Annotated in this window: 18 protein-coding genes and 2 pseudogenes; 14 read left to right on the top strand and 6 right to left on the bottom strand. The window is 66.9% G+C overall.

The features are described from left to right. Both AC1D0P_RS06620 and AC1D0P_RS06615 read left to right on the top strand, forming a co-directional pair. Positions 1–331, top strand: a pseudogene (locus AC1D0P_RS06620) (argininosuccinate lyase); the annotation flags it as partial. An 89-nt stretch (positions 332–420) separates the two neighbouring features. Then, complete coding sequence (locus AC1D0P_RS06615) at positions 421–2,280, top strand: peptide transporter (RefSeq protein ID WP_477675987.1); 1,860 nt, start codon at positions 421–423, stop codon at positions 2,278–2,280. Here AC1D0P_RS06615 and AC1D0P_RS06610 read toward each other — a convergent pair. Next, positions 2,229–3,461 (bottom strand): cation:dicarboxylate symporter family transporter, encoded by a 1,233-nt coding sequence (locus AC1D0P_RS06610; RefSeq protein WP_477675986.1) that lies wholly within the window; start codon positions 3,459–3,461, stop codon positions 2,229–2,231. The two genes, AC1D0P_RS06615 and AC1D0P_RS06610, sit on opposite strands and share 52 nt — an antisense overlap. 228 nt (positions 3,462–3,689) lie before the next feature. Here AC1D0P_RS06610 and AC1D0P_RS06605 point away from each other — a divergent pair. After that, positions 3,690–4,482 (top strand): annotated as a pseudogene (locus AC1D0P_RS06605) (LysR substrate-binding domain-containing protein). 135 nt (positions 4,483–4,617) lie between these two features. Next, positions 4,618–5,529, top strand: a complete 912-nt coding sequence (locus AC1D0P_RS06600) for a LysR family transcriptional regulator (protein WP_477655737.1) — start codon at positions 4,618–4,620, stop codon at positions 5,527–5,529. A gap of 18 nt (positions 5,530–5,547) precedes the next feature. Here AC1D0P_RS06600 and AC1D0P_RS06595 read toward each other — a convergent pair whose 3' ends face one another. After that, positions 5,548–6,501, bottom strand: coding sequence for an ornithine cyclodeaminase family protein (locus AC1D0P_RS06595; RefSeq protein ID WP_477675985.1), 954 nt, complete (start codon positions 6,499–6,501; stop codon positions 5,548–5,550). Positions 6,502–6,858: 357 nt separating this feature from the next. Here AC1D0P_RS06595 and AC1D0P_RS06590 point away from each other — a divergent pair, with 357 nt between their 5' ends. From AC1D0P_RS06590 to AC1D0P_RS06560, 7 genes are all read left to right on the top strand, one after another. Beyond that, on the top strand, positions 6,859–7,638 hold the full coding sequence (locus AC1D0P_RS06590; protein WP_477675984.1) for a dienelactone hydrolase family protein: 780 nt from the start codon (positions 6,859–6,861) through the stop codon (positions 7,636–7,638). A gap of 367 nt (positions 7,639–8,005) precedes the next feature. Next, positions 8,006–11,035: a porin gene (locus tag AC1D0P_RS06585; protein WP_477675983.1), complete on the top strand. Its 3,030-nt coding sequence runs from the start codon at positions 8,006–8,008 to the stop codon at positions 11,033–11,035. A gap of 15 nt (positions 11,036–11,050) precedes the next feature. Next, a complete protein-coding gene (locus tag AC1D0P_RS06580; RefSeq protein WP_477675982.1) occupies positions 11,051–14,950 on the top strand; it encodes a beta strand repeat-containing protein in 3,900 nt (1,299 codons plus the stop codon). Continuing rightward, positions 14,940–15,797, top strand: coding sequence for a dienelactone hydrolase family protein (locus tag AC1D0P_RS06575; RefSeq protein WP_477675981.1), 858 nt, complete (start codon positions 14,940–14,942; stop codon positions 15,795–15,797). The genes AC1D0P_RS06580 and AC1D0P_RS06575 overlap by 11 nt, the downstream gene beginning before the upstream one ends. Before the next feature lie 40 nt (positions 15,798–15,837). Then, positions 15,838–17,604: a gamma-glutamyltransferase gene (gene ggt, locus AC1D0P_RS06570; RefSeq protein ID WP_477675980.1), complete on the top strand. Its 1,767-nt coding sequence runs from the start codon at positions 15,838–15,840 to the stop codon at positions 17,602–17,604. Between the two features lie 116 nt (positions 17,605–17,720). Further along, a complete protein-coding gene (locus tag AC1D0P_RS06565; RefSeq protein WP_477675979.1) occupies positions 17,721–18,773 on the top strand; it encodes a 3'-5' exonuclease in 1,053 nt (350 codons plus the stop codon). 84 nt (positions 18,774–18,857) lie between these two features. Next, a complete protein-coding gene (locus tag AC1D0P_RS06560) occupies positions 18,858–19,337 on the top strand; it encodes a hypothetical protein (protein ID WP_477675978.1) in 480 nt (159 codons plus the stop codon). Between the two features lie 23 nt (positions 19,338–19,360). Here the strand turns inward: AC1D0P_RS06560 and AC1D0P_RS06555 are convergent, their stop codons facing one another. Both AC1D0P_RS06555 and rsmI read right to left on the bottom strand, forming a co-directional pair. Next, positions 19,361–20,593, bottom strand: coding sequence for a multidrug effflux MFS transporter (locus AC1D0P_RS06555; protein WP_477675977.1), 1,233 nt, complete (start codon positions 20,591–20,593; stop codon positions 19,361–19,363). Continuing rightward, positions 20,590–21,438, bottom strand: coding sequence for a 16S rRNA (cytidine(1402)-2'-O)-methyltransferase (rsmI, locus tag AC1D0P_RS06550; RefSeq protein WP_477675988.1), 849 nt, complete (start codon positions 21,436–21,438; stop codon positions 20,590–20,592). Before rsmI ends, AC1D0P_RS06555 begins: the two co-directional genes overlap by 4 nt. 50 nt (positions 21,439–21,488) lie before the next feature. On the opposite strand from rsmI, the gene AC1D0P_RS06545 reads away from it, so the two are divergent. Then, a complete protein-coding gene (locus tag AC1D0P_RS06545; RefSeq protein ID WP_477675976.1) occupies positions 21,489–21,944 on the top strand; it encodes a YraN family protein in 456 nt (151 codons plus the stop codon). Positions 21,945–21,970: 26 nt separating this feature from the next. Here AC1D0P_RS06545 and AC1D0P_RS06540 read toward each other — a convergent pair whose 3' ends face one another. Continuing rightward, entirely contained in the window at positions 21,971–22,288 is a 318-nt protein-coding gene (locus AC1D0P_RS06540; RefSeq protein WP_477675975.1) for a hypothetical protein, read from the bottom strand. Positions 22,289–22,587: 299 nt separating this feature from the next. Here AC1D0P_RS06540 and AC1D0P_RS06535 point away from each other — a divergent pair, with 299 nt between their 5' ends. Further along, positions 22,588–23,187, top strand: a complete 600-nt coding sequence (locus tag AC1D0P_RS06535; RefSeq protein WP_477655725.1) for a phosphoheptose isomerase — start codon at positions 22,588–22,590, stop codon at positions 23,185–23,187. Beyond that, positions 23,184–23,795 carry a BON domain-containing protein gene (locus AC1D0P_RS06530; RefSeq protein ID WP_477675974.1) on the top strand — a complete coding sequence of 204 codons (612 nt, stop codon included), beginning with the start codon at positions 23,184–23,186 and terminating at the stop codon, positions 23,793–23,795. The genes AC1D0P_RS06535 and AC1D0P_RS06530 overlap by 4 nt, the downstream gene beginning before the upstream one ends. Here AC1D0P_RS06530 and AC1D0P_RS06525 read toward each other — a convergent pair. Then, a partial coding sequence (locus tag AC1D0P_RS06525) for an NAD(P)-dependent oxidoreductase (protein ID WP_477675973.1) occupies positions 23,726–24,565 on the bottom strand: 840 nt, incomplete at its 5' end. The two genes, AC1D0P_RS06530 and AC1D0P_RS06525, sit on opposite strands and share 70 nt — an antisense overlap.

Below are 24,565 nucleotides of genomic sequence, written 5' to 3'. Positions count from 1 at the left end.
GGTCAACTACGGGCGCGCCAACAAGCTCAAACCGGCCGAGATCCCCTTCGACGTCGTCAAGCAGCTGTATGCCGAAGCGGTGAAGGCCTTTGATTTTCCGCGGGCGGAATTTCCGCTGGCGCAGGAGCGCTTCCGCACCTCGCTGACCGCGCAGAACATGCTGGCCTCCAGCAAAGGCCTGGGCGGCCCGCAGCGCGCGGAGACCGTGAGGATGCTGGCGGCCGAGAAGAAGCGGCTGGACCAGGACACGGCCTGGCTCAAGGCGCAGCAGGACAAACTCGCGCGCGCCCAGGACACCCTGGACCGCACTTTTTCCAGGCTGGGCCAGTGAGCGGGAAGGGCGCGGTAGTCGGGATGGGCGGCAGCGGCGATACTGGCGCTGCCGGGCAGCCCGCCGGATTTCCGCGACAGGGGCGCACCATGACCGACGACATCTTTTCGCTCGAGAATTTTGAATACCTGTGCTACTCGCGGCAGCAGGAGCCGGCCGCACGCGAACTGGTCAAGCTGCTGCTGCTCATCGACAGGAATTACGGCAACCTCGACGGAAATTTCGCGCTCAGCCTGTCGGCGGCCATAGGCGCGCAGGAGCGCGACGCGCACGGCCTGACCCGCCTCACCAGCGCCATCTCGGCCCTGTTTTCCGACCCGAGCTTTCACGTCTCCCCCGGTGGCTTCGGCCAGCTCATCAACTTCCAGCGCTGGCTGTCGGCGCTGTTCGCCGCCAGTGCCTTTGTGCATTGCGACCACATCCTGAGGTCGCTCAACTTCCTGGGCTCCGCTTCGCCGGAGTTTCACGTGAGCGAGCGGGACCTCGTGAAGTTCTGCATCCTGTATTCGCCCGAATCGGAAATCCCGCTGGACGTGGAATTGCTGTGGCGGCAGAACAAAAATCTGGCCGCCGCGCTGTTCACGGCCCTGCTGTCGCCGCGCTTCCTCGGTTCGCCCGCCGCGCATTCCAAGCGCGAGGCGCTGCTGGCCTGGCTGCCCGCCCACCTCGAGGAAATCGAAAGCCTGGACATCCTGCCGGTGGGCATCCTGCACGACGTTTACATGCACTGCAGCTACGCCGACCTGCCGGCGCGCCACGAGATCAAGCGGCCCATCAACCGCCTGGTCCGCAAGAAGCTCGAAGCGCTGGGCCTGGAGCGCGTTGCGCCCGCGCTCGCCATGCAGAGTGTGGACAAGCCCATCATGCTGGTGCTGCTCGAGTGGTTCTCGGGCGGGCATTCGATTTACCGCACGCACTCGAGGAGCCTGGCGGCCGCGCGCCGGCATTTCCGCCTGGTGGCCATTGCCTACCCCGGCAACATCGACGAACTGGGCCGGGCGGTGTTTGACGAGGTGATTGATTTCGCCGCGCCCAACGACATGATCGCCTGCCTGCGCCAGCTGCACGCGCTGGCCGGCGCCCTCAGGCCCGCCGTGTTTTACATGCCCAGCGTCGGCATGTTTCCCATCACCATGTTCGCGGCCAACCAGCGCCTGGCGCCCCTGCAGGTGGCCGCGCTGGGCCATCCCGCCACTACGCATTCCGACCGCATCGACTACATCAGCGTGGAAGACGATTTTGTCGGTGATCCCGCCTGCTTCAGCGAAACCCTGCTGCGCCTGCCGAAAGACGGGCAGCCCTACCGCCCRTCCGCCATCGAAGTCTCGCTGGGGCGGCCGCAGCGGCAGGATTTGCCGGTGGTCAACATCGCCGTGGCTGCGACCACCATGAAGCTCAACCCGAAGTTCTTGCTGGCCTGCCAGAAGATACGCGCGGGCGCGCGCAAGCAGGTCCGCTTTCATTTCCTGATCGGGCAGGCGACCGGGCTGATCTATCCGCAGGTCCGCAGGTTGATACGCCGCTACCTGCCGGACGCCGAGATTTACGCGCACCAGCCTTATCCGGATTACCTGGCTATCTTCAGCCGCTGCGACATGTTCCTGAGCCCTTTTCCTTTCGGCAACACCAACGGCATCACCGACGCGGTGACGGTCGGCCTGCCCGGTGTGTGCAAGACCGGGCCCGAGGTGTTCGAACACATCGACGAAGCCCTGTTCCGGCGCCTGGGCTTGCCGGACTGGAGCATTGCCGCCAGCGTGGAGGATTACATCGCGGCCGCCATCCGCATGGCCGACGGCTACGCGGAACGGGCTGAGCTCTACCGGCGGCTTGAGCGGCCTGAATGCCWGAACACCTTGTTCGAAGGCCGCGCCGACTGCCTCGGCGATCGCCTGTATCAGATCTGGTCGGCGATGGGCGAGGAGGCAGCCTTGCCCGTCAGGGCCTGATGCATGGCCTGGCGGTCCAGCGCTTTTTCCCAGGCGCACACGGCGATGCAGCCCACGCAATTGCCGATCACATTGGTGAGCGAGCGGCACTTCATCAGCCGCTCTATGCCTAGCAGCAGGACAATGCCGGCCACCGGAATGAAGTTCAGGCTGGCCAGCGTCGCGGTCAGGGCCACGAAAGCGGAACCGGCGATGCTGGTGGCGCTCTTGGACGTCAGCATCGCGATGCCCAGCAAGGACAGCAGCGGCCAGAATCCCAGCTCGACGTGCGATATCTGCGCGAGGAAGACCGCCGCCATGGCGATGTAGATGTTGCTGCCGTTCAGGTTGAAGCTGTAGCCGGTCGGCAGCATCAGGCGCACCACCGGTTTTGCGCAGCCCATTTTTTCCAGTTTCCCGACCAAGCCCGGCAAGGCGGCAATCGATGAACTGGTGAAGAAGACCAGCAGCAGCTCGTCCTTCACATAGGCGATCAGGCGGAAGATGTTGCAGCCGGCGGCGCGCGCGACCGWGCCCAGCACGAGGCAGACGAACAGGATGCTGACGAGGTAGATCGCCGCGACAAAATGCAGCAGCGGCAGCATGGAGGAGATGCCGTAGCGGCCTATCATGAAGGCCATGGCGCCGAAGGCCGCCAGCGGCGCCAGCTTCAGGACCATGCCGACCATGCCTTGCAGCACCTGCTGCACCGACTCTATGAGTTCCAGCAGCCCGCGGCCGCGTTCGCCCACGCGCCCCAGCGCGATGCCCGAGAGCAGTGCCAGCAGCAGGATCTGCAGGCTGTTGCCGCTGGTGAAGGCGCCGGTAAATGTCGAAGGAATGATGTCGAGCAAAAATCCGGTCTTGCTGTCCGCGGCGGCCGTCGCGGCAGCGGCCGTCGCGGGATCGGAAAAAATCGGTGCGAAACCCTTGCCGGGCGCCAGCAGCGTGGCGCCCAGGATGCCTGTCGCCAGCGAGATCACGGTCATGGTCTCGTAGTAGACGATGGCCTTGACACCCACCTGCGTGGCCTGCAGCCGGTTTCGCATGCCGGCGATGCCGGACACCACCAGGCAAAAAATCAGCAAGCCGATCAGCATGCCGACCAGGCGCAGAAAGCCGTCGCTAAAGGGCTTCATCTGCGTGCCGGCTGACGGGAAAAAGTGCCCCAGCAGCATGCCGGCGGCAAAAGCGAGGGCCATCTGCGCAATGGGATGGCGAAGCGTTCTTCTGGTTCTGGTCATCGATGGCCCAGTCTACGGGCGATCCTGCCGCCGCGGCCCAGGCGCCGCGCCATACGGTGGGTTTTCGAGGATGGACGGCGCGTGCAAAGACGCCAAGGTGTCACCCGGCGCCGTGGGTATATGCATAAACTCTGGAGACACGACTTTCGATACCTGGGACAGGTTCTTTAAAGATAGGCCGACCTCATGGAACTGAGACACCTGCGCTACTTCCTGATGGTTGCCGAGGAACAGCATTTCACGCGCGCCGCCGAGCGGCTGAACATGCAACAGCCGCCCCTGAGCGGGCGCGGCACGCGCCGCGCGCGCCGCGCAGGGCTTTGAAGGCACGCTGGCCATAGGCTTTACCAGCTCGGCCGCGGCCCATCCCTTGATTCCCGGCATCATCCGGGCTTACCGCAGCGCCTATCCCGATGTGCACCTGGACCTCAGGGAAGCCAATGCGGCCGAGCTGACCGAGGGCATAGACAGGGGCAAGGTCAATGTCGCGATGCTGCGCACGCCCGTCAGCCATCCGCGCGGCGTGAGCTTTGTGTCCCTGCTCGAAGAAGAGATGCTGCTGGTCCTGCCGGTGGGGCATGCGCTGGCGGCGGGCGCCGCCAAGGGCAAGATGCCGGCCATCGACTTGAAGTCCCTGGCCGATGAGCAGTTCATCCTGGTGCGCAGGCATGGCGCGCCGGGCATGTACTCGAACCTGATCGAGGCTTGCGAGAACGCGGGCTTCACGCTCAGGATTGCCTCGGAGGTGGAGCGCATGCTGACCAACATCAGCCTGGTCGCGGCGGGCGCGGGTGTCTCGGTCGTTCCCGCATCCATGAAGGATTTCCACCGTGAGAGCGTGGTGTACTGCCGCATCCGCAATGCCAGGCCCGCACTGGTGGCGCCTATCACGCTGGTGAGCCGGGACGACGGCAACTCGCCGGCCGAAAAGAATTTCATGGACCTGGCCAAGAGCCTGGCGCGGCAACACAAAGCCTGAGGGCGCGCGAGAGCGTGCGGGGTGTCAAATACCTCGGCCCCTAGCGGATTTCAATGCAAAATGCCTTGACGGGCTTGCCCGGCTTCAGGCCTTTGCCTTCCAACGTGGACGCCGCCAACCACAACGCTTGTTTCTATGAGAACCCGCCACATTGAAGTCCTGCAGGCCATCCTGCGCACCGGCACCATCAGCGGCGCGGCGCGCCTGTTGCATGTGTCGCAACCCGCCGTGACCAAGGCCTTGCAGCACGCCGAGGCGACCGTCGGTTTCGCGCTTTTCAACCGCGAAGGCAAGCGGCTGGTGGCGACCAAGGAGACGCACGCCCTGGCCCCTGTCGTGGAGCAGGCTACGGGCGGCCTGGACGCGGTGCGCGAACTGGCGCGCAACCTCAAGCTGGGCGCCGACAAGGCGGTGCGCGTGGCGGCCGTGGCCTCGCTGGCCAACAGCGTGTTGCCGTCCGCGGTGCTGGCCGCCCGAAAACTGTTTCCGAAAATGCGCAGCGAGCTCAACACCGGCCACACCGAGGACATGATGCAAAAACTGCTCATGCACGAGGTGGACCTGGCCATCGCCTTCGACCCGCCGCTGCACCCTTCGCTGGACTGCGTGGAGATAGGCCACCTGCAACTGGTGGCGGCCAGTCTGCCCGCGCGGCTCGGCAAATACGCGCGCAACAAATCGATTTCGGCCGAGGCGCTGGCCACCATGGAACTGATAGAGCTCTCGGGCAAGGACCCGCTGGGCCGCATCTATTCGCGTTATGCCAACCGCTTCAGCTGGCAGCAGGGCAAAACCGCGGTGCGCACCTACCAGATGGCGGTGCGGCTGGCCGAGCTGGACCAGGGCGTGGCCATCGTGGATTCGGCCAGCGCCAACTTCTTTTCCGACAAGCTCAAGGTCCTGCCGCTGGAGCCGCGCGCCGAGTTTCCGGTCTGCGCGATGTACCTCAAGGCGGCGGCCGTCACCGACATCATGCGTGCGCTCACGCAGTGCGTGAGCGATGAATTGAAGAAGGTCCAGGACGCAACCTGGCAACCTAGAGCGTAAGAGACCGGCTGGCGAGCCTCAGTACTGGCTGGCGGTCACGGTGTCTTTCGAGGCGATTTTCCCGCGCAAACTTTCAACGACACGCCGCGCGGCGACCAGGTCGCTCAGGCCCACGCCGACCGCTTTGAACAAAATGATTTCCTCCGGTGAACGGCGCCAGGGCGCTTCGCTGCCCAGCAGCTCCGGCAGGTCACTGATCTGCGAGGTATCCAGGCTTTTGTCGGCCAAACCCATCACGATCTCGCCGGCCTCCACCATGCTTTGCGGCTTCCACTCGACGATGACGCGGTCGCTGCGCGCCCGGCTGACCTGGTCGATCTCGGTGCCGTTGGGCAGGCTGGTGCCCACCGCGCAGATCGCCGCGCCGCGTTGCAGCCAGGCGCCGTCGAACAGCGGCTGCTTGGAGCGCGTGACGGTGACGACGAGGTCCGCGCCGGCCACTGCCTCCTGCGGCGATACCTGGCGCACCGCAATGCCGTAGCGCGCGGCAAGCGCTTCGCAGGCGCGTGAGACGTCGACCGTGTCGACGACGGCGATCTCGGAAAAGCCGATGGTTTCCTGCAGGGCCTCCAGGTGTGTGCGGCCCTGGATGCCCAGGCCGAAGAGTGCCATTTTTCTCGCGCCCAGGCGGGTGGTCTTCCGCGCCACCCAGGCCGTCATGGCGGCCGTCCGGGCGCGCGTGATCTCGGCCGCCGGCATCACGTGGTGGTCCTGCCGGGCCAGGTCGAAGAGGTTGACCAGGAAGTCAAACTGGCCGTTGAGGCTGGTGTAGGTCTTGTACGCGGCGACGCCGCGGCTTTCCCACAGCGCGCCCATGCCGCTGAGCTTCCAGCTGCCGCAGTCGATGCGCTGGCGCGCCTGGATGGCCGCGTCGCCGCTGCGCAGGGATTCGAAGGCGGCGGGCAGGTCCTGCAGGACTTCGCGCCAGCTGATGGCGCGGGCGACGTCTTCATCGCTATAGGTGTGGATCATGAAAAGTGCTTTCGGAAAAGAGGGCCCGGCCGGATAAGGCCGAGGATGAGTTCATCCTAAGTTGGCCTGCGGACCCGCCCTCATCACATTTCTGCGAGCCCGATAACCTGAAGTTATGGCTCTCTCTGGTGAGCCGTCGCGCACGGCGGCCGRCGCGCGGCCGCAAGCCTTGACGCCGCGGGGCTTCGTTTGCCATGATGGCCGCGCACTCCGCCTTYGCGTTGCCGCTTGCCTGAAAGAGCCTTCATGAACATGCCCGCCCTCCGGTTTATTTCCCGTGCCGGTTTCAAACTTTGCGCTTTGGTATTCGCCTTGCTGGCGACAGGCCAGGCAGCGTGGGCGCAACAAGCGAAAACCGTGAACTTCCCCAGTGAGGACGGCAAGACGACGCTGGTGGCCTACCAGTACGCACCCGATACGCCGGGCCCGCACCCAGCGGTGGTGATGCTGCACGGGCGCGGCGGTTTGTACTCGACGCTCAAGCAGACCTTTGACGCCGACTCGCTGTCCTCGCGCCATGTGATGTGGGTGAAGTTCTGGGTCGAGCGCGGCTATGTCGCGCTGCTGGTGGACTCCTTCGGACCCCGTGGCTATGCGCGCGGTTTTGAAGCCGGCACCAACGACGGTAGCCGGCCGGCCAGCGTCAACGAGATCACGGTGCGGCCGCTGGACGCCTACGCGGCACTGAAATTTTTGCGCGGCCAGCCCGGCGTGATCAAGGACAAGGTGTTCCTGCAGGGCTGGTCCAACGGCGGCAGCACGGCGCTGTCCGCGGCCTCCACTACGGCGCCCGGCATCGAGGCGCCGACCGAGGCCACCGGCTTTCGGGCCTTTTTGAGCATGTACCCGGCTTGCGCCCAGGTCATGCGCAGGTTCACCAGCAGCTACCGCAGCTATGCGCCCATGCTGCTGCTGATCGGCACGGACGACGAGGAGGTCAACCCGGAACGCTGCGCGCAGCTTTCCGGAATCGCCGAGCGCAACGGCAGCGACTGGCAGTTTGTGCTGTATCCAGGTGTCGAGCACTCCTACGACACGCCCACACGCAAGCGCGAATCCGTGCAGGCCAACAAGCTGGCGGCCGAGGACAGCAAGCAGCGCGCGCAAGACTTCTTCGGAAAATTCCTCGCGCGTTAACGGGCTTCAGAGCGCCGCTCACAAAGTCCTCCCATCTTGTTCCCTCTCCCTCTGGGAGAGGGTTAGGGTGAGGGCCGGCAGCCCGCACACATACACGGCGCAACATCAGACGCCGCGGACCCCCATCCCAGCCTTCCCCCAGCGGGGGAAGGAGCCATACCGTGACGCCACGCTTCCCCCGCTTTGCGCACGTGGATACATATTTTCCGCGTAGATAAATAACCTCAGGTTATGGATATGGGCGGGTATTTCGAACTGGCCCTTACAGATAAATACAAGTCAAATATCCGGCGGGGGAAACCAGCTTTCATGCGCGGCACGGGACCGGTGGAGAGCCTTTCAAAAACTACAGATGCAAGCAACCAACGTGAACAGATCCAGAAGCCGGCCTTTCAAACCCAGTGTCATCGGCGGCTTGCTGGCGCTTTCCGGTTATGGCGCCTTCGCGCAGGCGCCCGATGCCGGCCGCATGCTGGAGTCCATCCGAGAACGCGCGCCGGGTGTCAGCAGCCCGGCGCCGGCGGATGCGCCGGCTGTGATTGAAAAGCCCGCGGAAGAAAGTCGCGCGGTGTCCACCGACACCGGCGCGCGTGTTGTGGTGACACGCTTCGAGTTCAGCGGCAACGACTCCATCGACGCGCAGGCCCTGGCCGCGGAGCTGCAGGGTTTCACCGGCCGCGAGATCGGTTTCGAGGCGCTGGCCGAGGCCGCCGCTCGCATCACCCGCTTTTACCGCTCGCGCGGCTTCCTAGTGGCACGCGCCAACCTGCCCGCGCAGGACATTGCGGGCGGCACGGTCAGGCTGGACATTCAGGAGGGCCGGCTGGGCACGGTGAGCGTGGAGCCCGCCAAAAACGTGCGCCTGGACAAAGAGGTCGCGCGCCGCTTCATAGGCGGCCTGGTTCCCGGCGCGGTGATCCGTGAGGACGAGATCGAGCGCGCGCTGCTGCTGCTGTCGGACCTCCCCGGCATCACCGTGCGTTCGGTGCTGCGCGCGGGCGCCCAGCCCGGCACGGCCGACCTGGTGGTGCGCGTCAGTGAAAGCCCACTGGCGCAGGCGCGCTTCGGTTTCGACAACCAGGGCAACAGCTACACCGGCCGCAACCGGCTCACGGTGGAGCTGTCGGCCAACGACTGGCTGGGGCTGGGCGAGGCCTGGAGCGCAAAAGGCATCACGAGCTTCGAGGGCCTGACGGCTCAGACGCTGGGGGTGTCCGCGCCCCTGGGCGGCTCCGGCCTGCGCGCGGGCCTGGCTTACACCAACCTGCTCTATAAAATTGGTCGTGACTTCGCGCCGCTGGATGCCAGCGGCGAGGGCGAAAGCCTCAGCGCTTTTGTGGCCTACCCTTTCATGCGCGGCAGGCAGGCCAACTTCACGGGGCAGCTGGCGCTGGAGCAGAAGAACTACATAGACCGCGTCAACCAGGCCGGCCTGGACGTCAAGAAGTCGTCGACCCTGGCCAGGCTGGACCTCTACGGCGACTGGCGCGACGGCGTGACCGGCAACCCCGCGCTGACGAGTCATTCCCTGGGCCTGACGCGCGGCCGCCTGAGCCGCGACACCATGTCGGACGCGGCCTTCGACGCGCGCGCGGCCCAGACGGCCGGCAAGTTCAACAAGCTCAACTGGGCGCTTTCGCGCCTGCAGGCACTGCCGGGCGGCTTCACGCTGCATGCGTCGCTGTCGGGCCAGCAGGCTTCGAAGAACCTTGACTCGTCGGAAGAGTTTTTCCTGGGCGGCCCCAACGGCGTGCGCGCCTATCCGCAAGGCGAGGGCGCGGGCGATGAGGGCTGGCTGTCCCGGCTGGAGCTGCGCCACGGCCTGGGCCGCATGGGTGGTTTCGGCGTGGAAGGTTTTCTCTTTTACGACGCGGGCCGCGTGCGCATCGACAAAAATCCCTGGGACCCTGCGCAGGTGAGCAACCACAGGAGCTTGCAGGGCGCGGGCCTCGGCCTGGTCTTCACGCGGCCCAGGGCGCTGTCCGTCAGCGTCGGTGTGGCCTTCAAGCCTTCCAGCGCACCGAGCACCGTCGAAGCCTCGCACAGCCCGACCTTGTGGCTGCAGGTCAGCGGCGCGCCGCAAGCCTTCGCCGGGCTGGGTTCCTCTCTGTCGGACGATCCGGAACTGAGTGCGGACAAGTTTGAAATCTTCGGCGGCTTCGGCCTCGAGTTCGAGCAGGTCGCCCGCGACGGCGCGACGCAAGCCGGCCCGCGCGGCGCCACGCAGTCGGCCACGCCCACGGGCAGGCAGCTGCCTTCCTACCTGCGCATCAGCGACCCTTCGTCTTCGATCGGGGTGCGCGGCGCGCTGGGCCTGGGCGGCGGGCTGGAGGCCTTCTGGCAGGTGGAGGCCGGCGTGGCCTACAAATACGTGCCCAAGTCCGGCCCCAGCTCCGAGCGCCCCGAATCCAACGCGGCGACCACGCTGCAGGATGCGGGYGTGGGCCTGCGCAGCGCCGACTGGGGCGCCGTGCGCTACGGCCAGTGGACCATGCCCTTTCGCGACATGACTGCGAAGTTTGATCCCTTCAATGATTACGGCATAGGCGGCGCGGGCGGCATCATCGGCTCGCCGGGCCTGGGCGTGGGCTCGTCCAGCGTGGCCGGGCCGGTCACCGAGGTGGGCGACGCGAACAACGACGACGCGGCCTTCATACGCCGGCAGCCGGGCGTGTGGCAATACGCCACGCCGGAATGGAAGGGCCTGTCGGCGCGCATCGCCTATTCGAACAACGGGCGCCGCCCTGCGCCCGACCTGGGCGCGGGCTCGGCCTGGGGTTTCAGCGGCTCTTATGTGAACGGCCCGTTCAAACTGGGCATCGCCTACGAGCAGCACAACCAGTACTTCGGTATCGCCAGCCTGGGCCGCAACAACCGCGGCGTCGGCTCGTCGGCCACGGCGGTGACGCAGGGCAGCTCGTCACGCGACTGGGCCGCCAGTTTCGGCGCCAGCTACACCATGGGCTCGACGACCTTCTCCCTGCTGCTCGACAAGCTCTCGTATTCCGAGTCGGACGTCATCCCCGGCAACACGGTGCTGGACCTGCAAGGCTATCGCCGCCGCGCCGGGCTGGTCGGTGTGACGCACACCATAGGCCCGTGGGAATTGCGCGCCAGCGCCGGCCGCGCGTCGCCCGGCACCTGCAGCGTGGTGTCCAACGACCCCGCGCTACGTGCCTGTTCGACCACGGGCCTGGGGGCAACCCTGGTGGCGCTGGGCTTCAACCGCACCGTCAGCAAAAACCTCAGCGTTTACGGCACCTACTCGCGCATCCGCAACGATGGCTCCGCGAGCTACAACTTCCGCACCGGCGCCGTGTTCGCCTCGGCCGGCAACACGCCCGGCGTAGGCGCCGACGTGACCGGCTACGGCCTCGGTTTCAAGTACAGGTTCTGAGAAAGAGAGTCACGCATGCATCCCCTTCACCGCCGTTCCTCCCGCTCATTCCGTCCCCTGCTGAACGCCGTCATGCTGGCCGTGCTGGCGCTGCAGGCGGGGCGGGTTTTCGCCGACGCGCTGCCGGGCAATGCCTTGCCCACCAACGGCCAGGTGGTCGGCGGTGCGGGCAGCATCGCCGCCTCGGGCAACGTGTTGACGGTCAACCAGCTCAGCGACAAGTTGACGGCGCAGTGGGACAGCTTCAACATCGGCTCGGCGGCCAAGGTGAATTTCGTGCAGCCTTCGCGCTCCTCCATCGCGCTGAACCGCGTGATGTCGAATGATCCTTCGCGCATCTACGGCCAGCTCAATGCCAACGGCCAGGTGTTCCTGGTCAACGCCGCGGGCGTGCTGTTCGCGCCGGGCTCCAGCATCAACGTCGGCGGGCTGGTGGCCAGCACGCTGGACATTTCGAACGCCGACTTCGCCRCGGGCAACATGCGCTTCACCCAGGGCGCCGGCGCCGCCGGCCAGGTGCTCAACCAGGGCACGCTCACGGCGAGCGAGGGCGGCTACATCGCCTTGATAGGCCCCCAGGTCGCCAATGAGGGGACGATCAGCGCGCAGCGCGGCACCGTGGCCATGGGCGCTGGCCATGCCGTCACGCTGGACATGCACGGTGACGGCCTGCTGAACCTGCAGGTGGACGGCGCCGCGCTGGCGGCGCTGGCGTCCAACAGCGGCACCATCCAGGCCGACGGCGGGCTGGTGGTGCTGGCTGCCCGCTCGGGCGGCGACCCGCTGGCCACCGTGCTCAACAACAGCGGCACGGTGCAGGCCAGAAGCCTCAGCAACCGCAACGGCGTGATACGCCTCGAAGGCGGCGACAACGGCGTGGTGGCCGTCAGCGGCACACTTGACGCCTCGGGCTACGGCGCCGGCCAGACCGGCGGCACCGTCAAGGTGCTGGGCGACAAGGTCGGCCTGTTTGCCGGCGCGCGGGTCGATGCCTCGGGCGACGCCGGCGGCGGCACCGCGCTGCTGGGCGGCAACTGGCAGGGCTCCGGCAGCGAGCAGCGCGCCCGCGCGACCTTTATCGATGCCGACGCGCAGATCAAGGCCGACGCCGTGAACACCGGCAACGGTGGCAAGGTTGTGGCCTGGTCCGACGAAAGCACACGCTACTACGGCAGCATCAGCGCCAAAGGCGGCGCGGCGAGCGGCCAGGGCGGCAATGCCGAAGTGTCGGGCGTCAATTTCCTGGACTACGCGGGCACGGCCGACCTCACGGCGGCCCATGGCGGCGCGGGCTCCTTGCTGCTGGACCCGACCAACATCACGATCTCGACAGGCGGCAACACTGCCACCTGGAACGGCAGCAACACCTTTACCGGTTCGGGCGCCTCGTCCATCCTCAACACCACCACGCTGGTCAACCAGCTGGGAACGGCCAACGTGACCGTGAGCACGGCCAGCGCCGGCACGTCGCTGGGCGACATCACGGTGAGCAACGCCATCGCCTACAACGGTGCCACCGACCGCACCCTGACCCTGTTGGCCAACCGCGACGTCAACGTCAATGCCAACATCACCTCCGGCACGGCCAAACTCAACGTGGTGCTGAACTCGGCCTCCGCGGGCGGCTCTGCCGTCGGATCGGTGTCCATGGGCTCGGGCGCGCAGATCGTGAGCAACGGCGGCAACATCACCGTAGGCGGCGGCCCGGATCCCACCACGGGCTACGCCACGGGCGGCGGCGTGACCACCCTAGGCTTTCGCATGGTGGGCGGCGGCAGCCTGCTGAGCAGCGGCGCCGGCAACATCCTGATCAACGCCAAGGGTGCGACGGGCCAGGCTTTCTCCATGGGCACCAGCGCCAACACCATCCAGAGCACCAGCGGCAACATCACCATCAATGCCCGCAATGCCGACGCCACGGCCTTCGGCATGAACAGCGGCACCAACATCATCCAGTCGACGGGCGCCGGCAACATCACGATCAGCGCCGAGTCCACCGGCAACGCGCTGGGCATGACCATGGGCTCCAGTGGCACCAACACGATTCGCGTCGCGAGCGGCGTGTTGAGCATCAACGCCAAATCGACAGGCTCCAGCAGCGCGCTGGCCATAGGCTCGGGCACCAACACCCTGCAGGCCACGGGCAGCGGCAGCCTGTCGCTGACCGGCAGCTCCAGCGGGTCGGGCAATGCCGTGTCCATGATCACCGGCACCAACCTGATGCGCACGGCGGGCGGCAGCRTCGCCATCAACGGCACGGCCACGGGCACAGGCAGCGCCATCGTGCTGGGCGACGGTGCGGCCCAGGCCARGGTTGAGGCCACGGGCGCGGGCAACATCACGCTCACGGCGAATCGCCCGGTCGCGATGAACCTCGCGACGCTGAGTTCCGGCGGCGGCAACATCTCGGTGTCGGGCACAGGCGCGGGCGCCACGCAAGGCATCGCGCTGACCGGCGGCAGCAAAATCCTTACCTCGGGCGCGGGCGGCATCACCCTCACGGCCGGCAATACCGGCGGCAGCGCCTTGCTGATGGGCTCGGGCAACAACCTGGTCGAGGCGGCCGGCAGCGGCAACGTCACGCTCAACGTGCAGTCCAGCAACGCCGGCTCCGGCTCGGGCCTGACCATGGGCAGCGGCGGCACCAACACCGTCCGCACAGTTGACGGCCTGCTGGCGGTCAACGCCTCGTCGGCCGGTAGCAGCAGCGCGCTGGCGCTGGGCTCGGGCAGCAACACGCTCGAAGCGACCGGGACCGGGCAGGTGGCGCTGGCCGGTACGGCCACGGGCTCGGGCAATGGCATCTCGCTGGCCGGTGGCACCAACCAGGTCAAGACCGCCGGAGGCAACCTGGCGATGTCGGGCACCAGCGGCAACGGCGGTGACGGCATCACCTTCGGCTCGCTGAACAATTCGGTGCTGTCGCAGGGCGGGAACATCAGCCTGAGCGGCAACAGCGCGCGCGGTGTCGGCGTGTCCATGGCCACCGGCAACAACCTGGTGCAGGCCGGCGGCCAGGGCAGCCTCAGCGTCAACGCGCAATCGGCCGCGACCGGCGCCGGTTCGGGGCTGGGCATGGGCACCAGCGGCAACAACACCCTGCGCACGGTGGACGGCGCGCTGACCGTTAATGCGCAATCGGCCGGCACCAGCAGCGCGCTGGCGCTGGGTTCGGGCACCAACCTGATTGAATCCACCGGTAGCGGGCAGCTCGTGCTGGCCGGCAAGGCCGTGGGCTCGGGCAACGGCATCTCGCTGGCAGCGGGCGGCACCAACACGGTCCGTACCGCGGGCGGCGATCTGTCGGCCACCGGCACGGCGACGGGCGGCGGCGACGGCATCAACATGGCCAGCGGCAAAAACAGCTGGCTCACGCAGGCCGGCAACATCACGTTGTCCGGTATCGCGGCGGGTTCGGGCACCGGCATCGCCATCCGGCCCAGCACCGACGTGGCGACGATTGAAGCGCGCGGCGCCGGCAACATTACTTTCAAGACCGACAGCTACGACAGCTCGCCGACTTCCACCGGCACCGGTTCCGTGCGCGTTGCGAGTGCCGGCGGTGTGCTCACCCTCGAGCAGCTGACGCCGGGCACCACTATCGGCATGGGCGACGGCGCGACCGGGCAGCTCAACTGGGACGGCACGGAAATCGGCCAGGTCGCCGGCTTTTCTTCGGTGCGCGTGGGCAATGCACTCTCGGGCGCGATTGACCTGCGGCCGCCGTCCTTCCCCGCGCCGGTGGTGCTGCCGGCGCGCTCCAGCGATGCGGTGCGCCAGCAGGCCGCCATCGTCGCCTCCACCCATGACGAAGCTCCCGGGTCGGCCGCCGACCATGAGCCCAATGAGAGCACGCAGGCTCTGCGCGCTGAAGAACCCAATTTGCTGAAGGTGGAGGGCTTTGATGCGCGCTAAGGCATGGTGGCTTGCCGGGTTGGCCGCGCTGGCCTGGCCTTGCCTGGCGCAGGAAAAAGTGCAGTTCCCCAGCCTGGACCGCTGGCAGGRCACGGAACGGCTGGTGCTGGACGGCTATTTCTACAAGCCGGCGGACCAGGGCCGCTTTGTCGCGCTGGTCATGTTCCACGGCTGCGCCGGCGCCCTGGGCAAGAACGGGCTCATCACCCAGCGTTTTCGCGACACCGCCAAACTGCTCAACGGCATGGGCTACGGCGTCTTGCTGGTGGACAGTTTTAACCCGCGTGGTGAAAGGCAGATCTGCACGGTCACGCCCAAGGCCCGTTCCATCCAGGAAGAGCAGCGCTGGCTGGACGCCTACGGCGCGATCGAGTACCTCAACACGCGTGCTGACGTGGTGACGGGCAGGATAGGCGCCATCGGCTTCTCGCATGGCGGCACCGCCGCCGTGCAGGTGATGAATGCCGAGCTGCCGGTCAGGCAGCAGGGCGCGCCCGGCTTTGCCGCGGCTGTCGCGATGTACCCCGGCTGTGCCTCGACGCTGGCGGCCAGGCCGGACTATGTGGCGTATGCGCCGCTGCTCATCCTGGCGGGTGAACTCGACGACTGGACGCCGGCCCGCTATTGCCAGAAGCTGGCTGAACGCAGCAAGGAGCGCGGGCAGCCCGTCGACATCGAAATCTACCCCGAGGCCTACCACGGCTTTGACGAGCTGAGCCCCGTCAAGCTGCGCGAAGACGTGGTGCGCGGCGGCAAGCCCGTGCATGTGGGCGGCAACCCCGCCGCGCGCGTCGCCGCCCACGCGAGGATCCGCGATTTTTTTGCCAGACATCTGCCGGCTCACTGAGCGGGCGCCTTCATCCCAGAAAACTCATAAGGAAAAAAAGATGCGTTTACACACAAGAACCCGCGCTTTGGCGCAGCTGGGTTTTGTTTTTTTCATGTCGCAGGCGGCGGTGCACGCGCAGCTGCTGCCGGTGCCGGCCCAGGACGTCGCGCCCGAGCCTTCCTCGGGTTACACCGAAAAGAAGGCCGTCACCGCCAAAAAATTCATGATCGCCACGGCCAACCCGCATGCGACACGCGCGGGGCAGGAAATGCTCAAGGCCGGCGGCAGCGCGGTGGATGCGGCCATCGCCGCCGCCGTCATGCTGAACCTGACCGAACCGCAATCCTCGGGCATAGGCGGCGGCGCCTTCATCGTGAGTTACGACGCGGGCCAGAAGGCGCTCAACGCCTATGACGGCCGCGAAAAAGCGCCGGCCTCGGCCAAGGGCGACCGCTTCCTCGACGCCAAGGGCAAGCCCCTGCCGCTCAGGGAGGCCATCAATTCCGGCAAGTCCGTCGGCGTGCCCGGCCTGCTGCGCGTGATGGAAATCGCGCACCAGAAGCACGGCAAGCTGCCCTGGGCAAAACTGTTCGAGCCCACCATACGCCTGGCCGAAAGCGGCTTTGCGGTGTCGGAGCGCCTGCACACCGTGATCAAGCTCGACAAGACCTTGCGCGCCAACGCGAATGCGCGCGCCTATTTTTACGACACGGCCGGCGAGCCGCTGGCCGTGGGCGCCACGCTGAAGAACCCGGACTTCGCGGCGGTGCTCAGGCGCGTCGCCCAGGAAGGCCCGGATGCTTTTTACAAAGGCGAGATCGCGCGTGACATCTCGGCCGCCGTGAACGGCCAGGCCCAGCCCGGCGGCATGACGCTGCAGGACATCGCCGGCTACCAGGCGCGGGAACGCACAGTGCTGTGCGGCGCCTACCGCGCCTACAAGGTCTGCGGCATGCCGCCGCCGTCGTCGGGCGGCATCGCGGTGCTGGCCATGCTGGGCGCGCTGGAGCGCTTCCCGATGTCCGGCGTGCGGCCGAATTCCACCGAGGCCGTGCATCTGTTTTCGGAAGCCGGCCGCCTGGCCTATGCCGACCGCGACTACTACGTGGGCGACCCTGATTTTGTGAACGTGCCGGCGACGGCGCTGGTTTCGCCCGAATACCTCAAGAGCCGCAGCGCGCTGATACGCCCCGACGTGAGCATGAAGCGCGCCGCGCCGGGCGTGCCGGCCGGCGTCAAGATGGCCTGGGCGCCCGATGAGGAATCGGAAATCCCGGCGACCAGCCACATCTCGGTGATCGATCCGGCCGGCAACGCGGTGTCTATGACGACGACGATTGAAGCGGTGTTCGGCAGCCACATCATGGTGCGCGGCTTTTTGCTGAWCAACCAGATGACGGACTTCGCGCTCGCGCCCGAGGAAAACGGCCTGCCGGTGGCCAACCGCATCGAAGGCGGCAAACGCCCACGCAGCACCATGTCGCCCACGCTGGTGTTCGACGCCGACGGCAAGCTCAAGATGACGGTGGGCTCGCCCGGCGGCAGCGCCATCATCAACTACGTGGCCAAGACGCTGGTGGGCGTGCTGGACTGGGGCCTGGACGTGCAGCAGGCGATTTCACTGCCCAATATGGGCAGCCGCAACCGTGCCACCGAGGTCGAACTGGGCAGCGAGCTCGAGAAGCTGTCCGGCCCTTTGAAGGCGCTGGGCCATGAGGTGCAGGCCATCGAGTTCACCAGCGGCCTGCAGGGCATTGTGGTGACACCCCAGGGCCTGGTCGGCGGCGCCGATCCGCGGCGCGAAGGATTTGTGCTGGGGGAATGAGTCGCTTCTGCCTGGGTTGGCTATCTGCGAAGATAGCGTGCTTTATTTCAAGCAAACCCAGGAGCAAGCATGCAAGACGGTATCCACCCTGAGAGGCTTCACGCCTCTGTGCGCGCATGACGACGAGCGGCCAGCTGGGTTTCGGTTTTGACGAGGGCATGCTGGCGATGGCCGCCGAGGCCGCCGCCGCCAAGCTGCGCAAGCCCAAGGCACCCAAGCCCGTGGCGCCGGTTCCCGCTGCGCCATCCGCCACGACCAACAGCAACCCCGAGGCCATGGCCCTGGCGCTGGAACAGCACGCCGACTACCGCGTGCTCAGGCGCCTGGTGCCAGCCATGGAATTTCCCGGCACGCCGCTGGGGCCCGTGGCCCATGTCGTGATCCTCGACACCGAAACCACCGGGCTGGACGCCTCGCGCGACCAGATCATGGAACTGGCGCTGCTGCGCATCCAGGTCGACACCCAGACCGGCCTCGCGAGCGGGCCGGTGCAGGTCTACGACGGGCTGCGCGATCCGGGCATGCCGGTGCCGAAAATCGCGCGCGAGATCACCGGCATCACCGACGAGATGCTGGCGGGCCAGCAACTGGACATGGCGCGCGTCGCCAGCCTGCTGGAGGGCGTGGACCTGGTCATCGCGCACAACGCCGGTTTTGACCGCCCCTTTGTGGAAGGCCTGGTGCCCCAGGCCCAGGCCTTGAACTGGGCCTGCTCATTCGCCGACATTGACTGGACGGCGGCGGGCCACAGCTCGGCCAAGCTCAGCTACCTGGCCTCCGAACTGGGCTGGTTTTACGATGCGCACCGCGCGGAGATGGACTGCCACGCCCTGCTCAAGGTCCTGATGGCCGGGCTGCCGGGCCTGGGCGTCAACGGGCTGGCGCACCTTCTGGTCGCGTCCCGCCTGCCGAGCTACCGCCTGCAAGCCACCGGCGCGTCTTTCGCGGCCAAAGACGCTCTCAAAAACCGCGGCTACCGCTGGGACAGCACCGCCAAGGTCTGGCACACGCGGCTGGGCGGTGACGCCGCGCTGCAGGCCGAATGCGAATGGCTGCAGCAGGAGGTCTACGGCGGGCGCGCCGCGCGCCTGGCGTGGGAACGCTACGACGCCGCGAGCCGTTACTCAGGCCGCCCGGGTACGCCCGGCTGGGCGCAGCTGAACGGCTAAGCCTCCGGCCTGCGTGCCGGGAACAATCCCGCATAGGCGGTGTCTGACTTTGACGGCCTTATGGATGAATCCAGGAGTTTCCCCATGAATATCGTTAAAACTGTTTCCGGCGCGGTGCTTGCCGCGCTGCTGGCCGCGGGCTGTGCCACCAGTGTGCAGCCCGGCATGTCGCGCGAGCAGGTCCTCGCGAGCTACGGCACGCCGACGCGCACGGTGCCGCTGGCCTCGGGCACACGCCTGCAATACTCCGCCCAGCCTGCGGGCCAGTGGGCCATCATKGTCGACCTCGATGCCGCGAGCAAAGTGGTCAGCAGCAGGCAGGTCCTGAACATCCAGGACTTCTCCAGGATAGAAGTCGGCAAATGGACGCGCGCGGATGTGGAGCGCGAGTTCGGGCGTCCCGCGAAGGTGGACGGTGTGATTTCCTGGTCGGGCGACATCATGACCTACCGCTGGCGCGATGGCGTCCAGGACATGTTCTTCTTTGTCTACCTGGATGCCGGCAACGTGGTCCAGCGTGTCGGCCAGGGCATGGAGTTCCCGGTCCGGGTGAACGACCGCTGACCCGGCGTCCCTTGGCGCGGTGCTTAGTCGCGCGATACAGCGCGGCCGATCTCCGGCCAGCGGTGGTGCAGATACATCCAGGCGACGAGGCCTATGCACATCATGGCCAGCGACACCGCGGCCAGCGCGGGCGTGGAATGCATCACCAGCGGCGCCACGATACCGGCCACGATGCCGTTGGCGGTCGAGCCGATGAAGGCCTGCAGCGACGACGCCATGCCGCGCCGCTCGGGGTAAAGGTCCAGCACCAGCAGGGTGACCACCGGCACCATCAGCGCCCAGCCGAAGGCGAACACCGCGATCGGGAACAGCGCCCACGAGGCATGCGGCGTGAAGACCAGATTGGCCGCGAGGTTGAGCACCGAGGTCACCAGCATGATGACAAAACCGTGGCGTATCTGCTGTTTGGGCGCGATCTTGCCGGCCAGACGGCCGCTGAGCCAGGCGCCGGACATGATGCCGGAGATGGTCAGGATGAAGAACCAGAAGAACTCCGTGGGCTGCAGCGACAGGTGCTCGCCGAGGAAGGCTGGCGCCGACAGCACGTACAAAAACATGCCGTTGAAGGGCACACCGCTGGCCAGCGCCAGCAACAGAAAGCGCGGGCTGGAGCCCAGCTGCCAGTAACCGCGCATCAAATGCCGGACTTCGAAAGGCTGGCGATCCAGCGGCGGCAGCGTTTCAGGCAGGAAGCGGAAGTTGGTCGTCCAGAGCACTACGCCCACGCCCGTGAGGAACCAGAAGATGCTGTGCCAGCCCAGGTGCACAAACAACCAGCCGCCCACGATGGGCGCCAGCGCCGGCGCCACGCCGAAATAAATCGTGACCTGGCTCATGACCTGCTGGGCCTGGGCCGGCGGGTACATGTCGCGGATCACGGCGCGTGAAACCACGATGCCGGCGCCCGTCGACAAACCCTGCACGGCGCGGAAGAAGACCAGCTGGCCTATGCTTTGCGACAGCGCGCAACCGGCCGAGGCCAGCGTGAACAGCGCGATGCCCCAGAGCACCACCGGCCGGCGGCCGAAGCTGTCGGCCAGCGCGCCGTGGAACAGGTTCATGAAGGCAAAACCGAACAGGTAGGCCGACAGCGTTTGCTGCATTTCCACCGGCGAGGCGCCCAGCGACTGCGCGATGCCGGAAAACGCCGGGATGTAGGTGTCGATGGAAAACGGCCCCAGCATGCCGAGGATGGCCAGCAGGGCGGCGAGTGTCCAGCGCGGTGCGCGCCAAAGCTGGTCGGCGTTGGGGTTCATGCGTTTTTGAGTTTGAGGGCGGTTTCGTAGAGTTCGTTGCGGCCCACGCCGGTGATGTCGGCGGCCAGCTTTACGGCGGTCTTCAGCGGCAATTCGGCCAGCAGCAGTTGCAGCACCCGCGTGCCGTCCTCGGCGCTTTCGGGCGTGGAAGAGGGGTGCAGCACTAGGGCGAATTCGCCGCGCGTGCGCTGCGGCCCGGCGGCCAGCCAGGCCGCGAAATCCTGTGCCGGCACCGTCGCGATTTCCTCGAACTGCTTGGTCAGCTCGCGCCCCACGGTGACGAGGCGCTCTCCCAGCACGGCCATGGCCCGCGCCAGCGCCTCGATGCGGTGCGGCGCCTCGAGGATCACGATGGCCCGCGCGTCGGTTTGCAGCGCGGCAATCGCCTGGTCGCGCTCGCCGGCCTTGCTCGGCAGGAAGCCGGCAAAAACAAATCCGGTTTCACCGCCCGGGCTGCCGAGGCCGGCGACGCTGAGCACCGTGGTGACGCTGCTGGCGCCGGGCAGGGGCATGACGGCCAGGCCGGCCGCGCGCACCGCGGCGACCAGTCGCGCGCCGGGATCGCTCACGGCTGGCGTGCCGGCATCGCTGACGTAGGCCACTCGCTCGCCGCGCTGCAGGCGCTCAATCACCAGGCCGGCGGCCTGCGCCTCGTTGTGCTCGTGCACCGCGAGCAGCGGCTTGTCGATGCCGTACTGGCGTAGCAGGGGCTGGGAATGGCGTTTGTCTTCACAGGCAATCGCGTCGACCAGCTGCAGCACCTGCAGCGCGCGCAGGCTGATGTCGGCCAGGTTGCCGATGGGCGTGGCCACGACATACAGCGCACTTTCCGGATAATGCTGCATGCCCGCCGCGGCGCGCGCCGCATCCAGTGCCAGTTCGAAAGAAGCGTTCAATGTGGTTTTCCAGAAAACAGGTTTCCAAGGTGCCGCCGGCGGTCGCGGTCGCCGACGCGCGTCCCTTGCCCGGGCAGGTTACCACCAAGTCGCGCGGTGACGCGGCGGAGTCCGCCGCGCGCGCCTGCCTGGTGCGGGCCGGCCTGCGCTTCGTGGAGGCCAACTACCGCACGCCCGGCCGCGGCGGCGGCGAGATCGACCTGGTGATGCGCGCGCCCGACGGCACGCTGGTGTTCGTGGAAGTGCGCCAGCGCGCGGACGCCTTGCACGGCGGCGCTGCGGCCAGCATCAGCGTCGCCAAGCAGCAGCGCATCGTGCTGGCGGCGCGCCACTACCTGATGCGTTTCGCGAGCCCGCCGCCCTGCCGTTTTGACGTGGTGCTGGTCAACGGTGCGCTGGGCGACAAAACGGCCGCCGCCATCGAGTGGCTGCCGGCCGCGTTTGATGCTTCGTGAGTGAGGGTTTGCCGGCGCGCGGCCGGCTATTTCGTCAGGGCCTGGAATTCGCTGGGGTGCACGGTCTCAAACATCTTGTTGTCGCGCAGGAAGGCGACGATCCAGTGGCCGAAGGTCTGCGTGAAATGCATGGGAACGGCTTCATTGAGCGCGAGCGCGATGGACTGCCGGACCGACACGTCGATGTCGAGGCTGTCCGAGGGCGGCACGTCCACGCGTATCAGCATGAAGGTGTCGCGGTCCTGCAGCTCCACGCTCGGGGACGGCCATCTCGCGGCCGTCGCGCGCATAAAGGCGGCGGCTGCGTTCCTGGCGACCTCGGGATCAAAGACGGGACTGTTCATGGGGGTGCGTGGACTTCGCTCTTTTAGTAACTGTGTGTATCGATGATGGCCCAATCCTCCCCGGCGCGGCCGTCGCTTGCGGAGTTTTCAGAGGGAAGCGGGCATAGTTCCGGTAACTAGTTCCGGTTTTAGCCCCGTCATTCAAGCCATGTCATTTGCGGGTTGGCCGGGGGTGCCGGCCGTTCGCAAAGCCTCTGATTCTATAAAGATTGCAAAGGTGGCCGGCCGCGGTTTGTCGCGGAAGGCCGGGCAGGCGGGCCTGGGTGCGAAGGGTAACCCCGACCCGCTATCATTGGCCCATGCTTGAACAACGCATAGAACAACAATTTATCGACAGCGCCGACCTCAAGTACCAGGCGGCCCAGGTCCTGTCCAAGCCGATCGCGGCGGCGGTCCATGCCATTCTGGCCAGCGTCACCAGCGGCGGCAAGGTGCTGGCCTGCGGCAATGGCGGATCGGCCGCCGACGCCCAGCATTTCGCGGCCGAGTTCGTCGGCCGCTACGAACGCGAAAGGCCCGAGCTGGGCGCGATCGCCCTGACGACGGACAGCTCCATCCTCACGGCCATCGCCAACGACTACGATTTTTCGGTGATCTTTTCCAAGCAGGTCCGCGCGCTCGGCGGCGCCGGCGACGTCCTGCTGGCCATCAGCACCAGCGGCAACTCGGCCAATGTGCTGGCCGCCATCGAGGCCGCCCACGAGCGCGAGATGACCGTGGTGGCCCTGACGGGCCGCGGCGGCGGCAAGATCACCCACGCGCTGCGTGAAACCGATGTGCATGTCTGCGTTCCGCATGAGCGGACCGCGCGTATCCAGGAAGTGCACCTTCTCGTCCTCCATTGCATCTGCGATGGCGTGGACACCCAGTTACTAGGCGACCAGGAGACCTCTGTATGAAATTTGTCCGGTTTAAACGGCTGACTTTGGCCATCATGACGGCGACCCTGCTGGGCGGCGCGCTGACGGCTTGCTTCCCGCTGGTCGTGGGCGGCGTCGCGGGCGGCGCGCTGGTGGCGACCGATCGCCGCACCTCCGGCGCGCAGCTTGAGGACGAGGGCATCGAATTGCGCGCCACCAGCCGCATCCGCAGCAACGTCGGCGAGCGCGTGCACGTCAACCTGACCAGCTATAACCGGCAGGTGCTGCTCACGGGCGAAGTGCCGAATGCCCAGGACAAGCAGCTGGTCGAGCAGATCGTCGCGCGCGTGGAAAACGTGAGCTCGGTGGTCAACGAACTGGCCATCATGGGCAACGCGACCCTGACGCAGCGCTCTTCCGACGTCCTGGTCACCGGCCGCGTCAAGGCCATGCTGGTCGATGCGCGCGACCTGTCCTCCAACGCCTTCAAGGTGATCACGGAGCGCGGCACGACCTACCTGATGGGCCGCGTGGACAAACCGGTGCGGCCGCTTTTTTGTGTCCGCGCTATTCGCGCTTATTTAAGGCGCTTGATGAGGCTGGAGGTATCCCAGCGCTGGCCACCCATGGCCTGCACGTCGGCGTAGAACTGGTCGACGAGGGCCGTGACGGGGAGCCGGGCGCCGTTGCGCTTGGCCTCGTCCAGCACCAGGCCCAGGTCCTTGCGCATCCAGTCGACGGCGAAGCCGAAATCAAACTTGTCGGCGACCATGGTCTTGCCGCGGTTGTCGAGCTGCCAGCTTTGCGCCGCGCCCTTGCCGATCACGTCCAGCACCTGGTTCACGTCCAGCCCGGCCTTCTGGCCGAAGGCGACCGCCTCGCTCAGGCCCTGCACCAGGCCGGCGATGCAGATCTGGTTGACCATCTTGGTGAGCTGGCCCGCGCCGCTGGCGCCCATCAGCGTGAAGGCCTTGGAAAACGCCATGCCGGCGGGTTTCACGGTATCGAAGGCCGCGGCGTCGCCGCCGCACATCACGGTCAGCGCGCCGTTCTGCGCGCCGGCCTGGCCGCCCGACACCGGGGCGTCGATGAACTGCAGGCCGAGCTTGGCGGCAGCCGCGTAGAGTTCGCGCGCCACATCGGCCGATGCCGTGGTGTGGTCGACAAAAATCGCGCCCGGCTTCATGCCGGCGAAGGCGCCGTCCGCGCCCAGCGTGACGGCGCGCAGGTCGTCGTCATTGCCGACGCAACAGAACACGATGTCGGCGCCGGCCACCGCCAGGCGCGGCAGGGCGGCGTGCGCCGGCTTGGTCGTGGCGGCGTATTCGGCGACCCAGGCGGCGGCCTTGGCGGGGCTGCGGTTGTAGACCGTGACGCTGTGGCCGGCCAGCGCCAGGTGGCCGGCCATGGGGTAGCC

The sequence above is a fragment of the Polaromonas sp. P1_G2 genome, from assembly GCF_056405515.1.
This window is presented reverse-complemented; position numbering and strand designations above follow the sequence as displayed.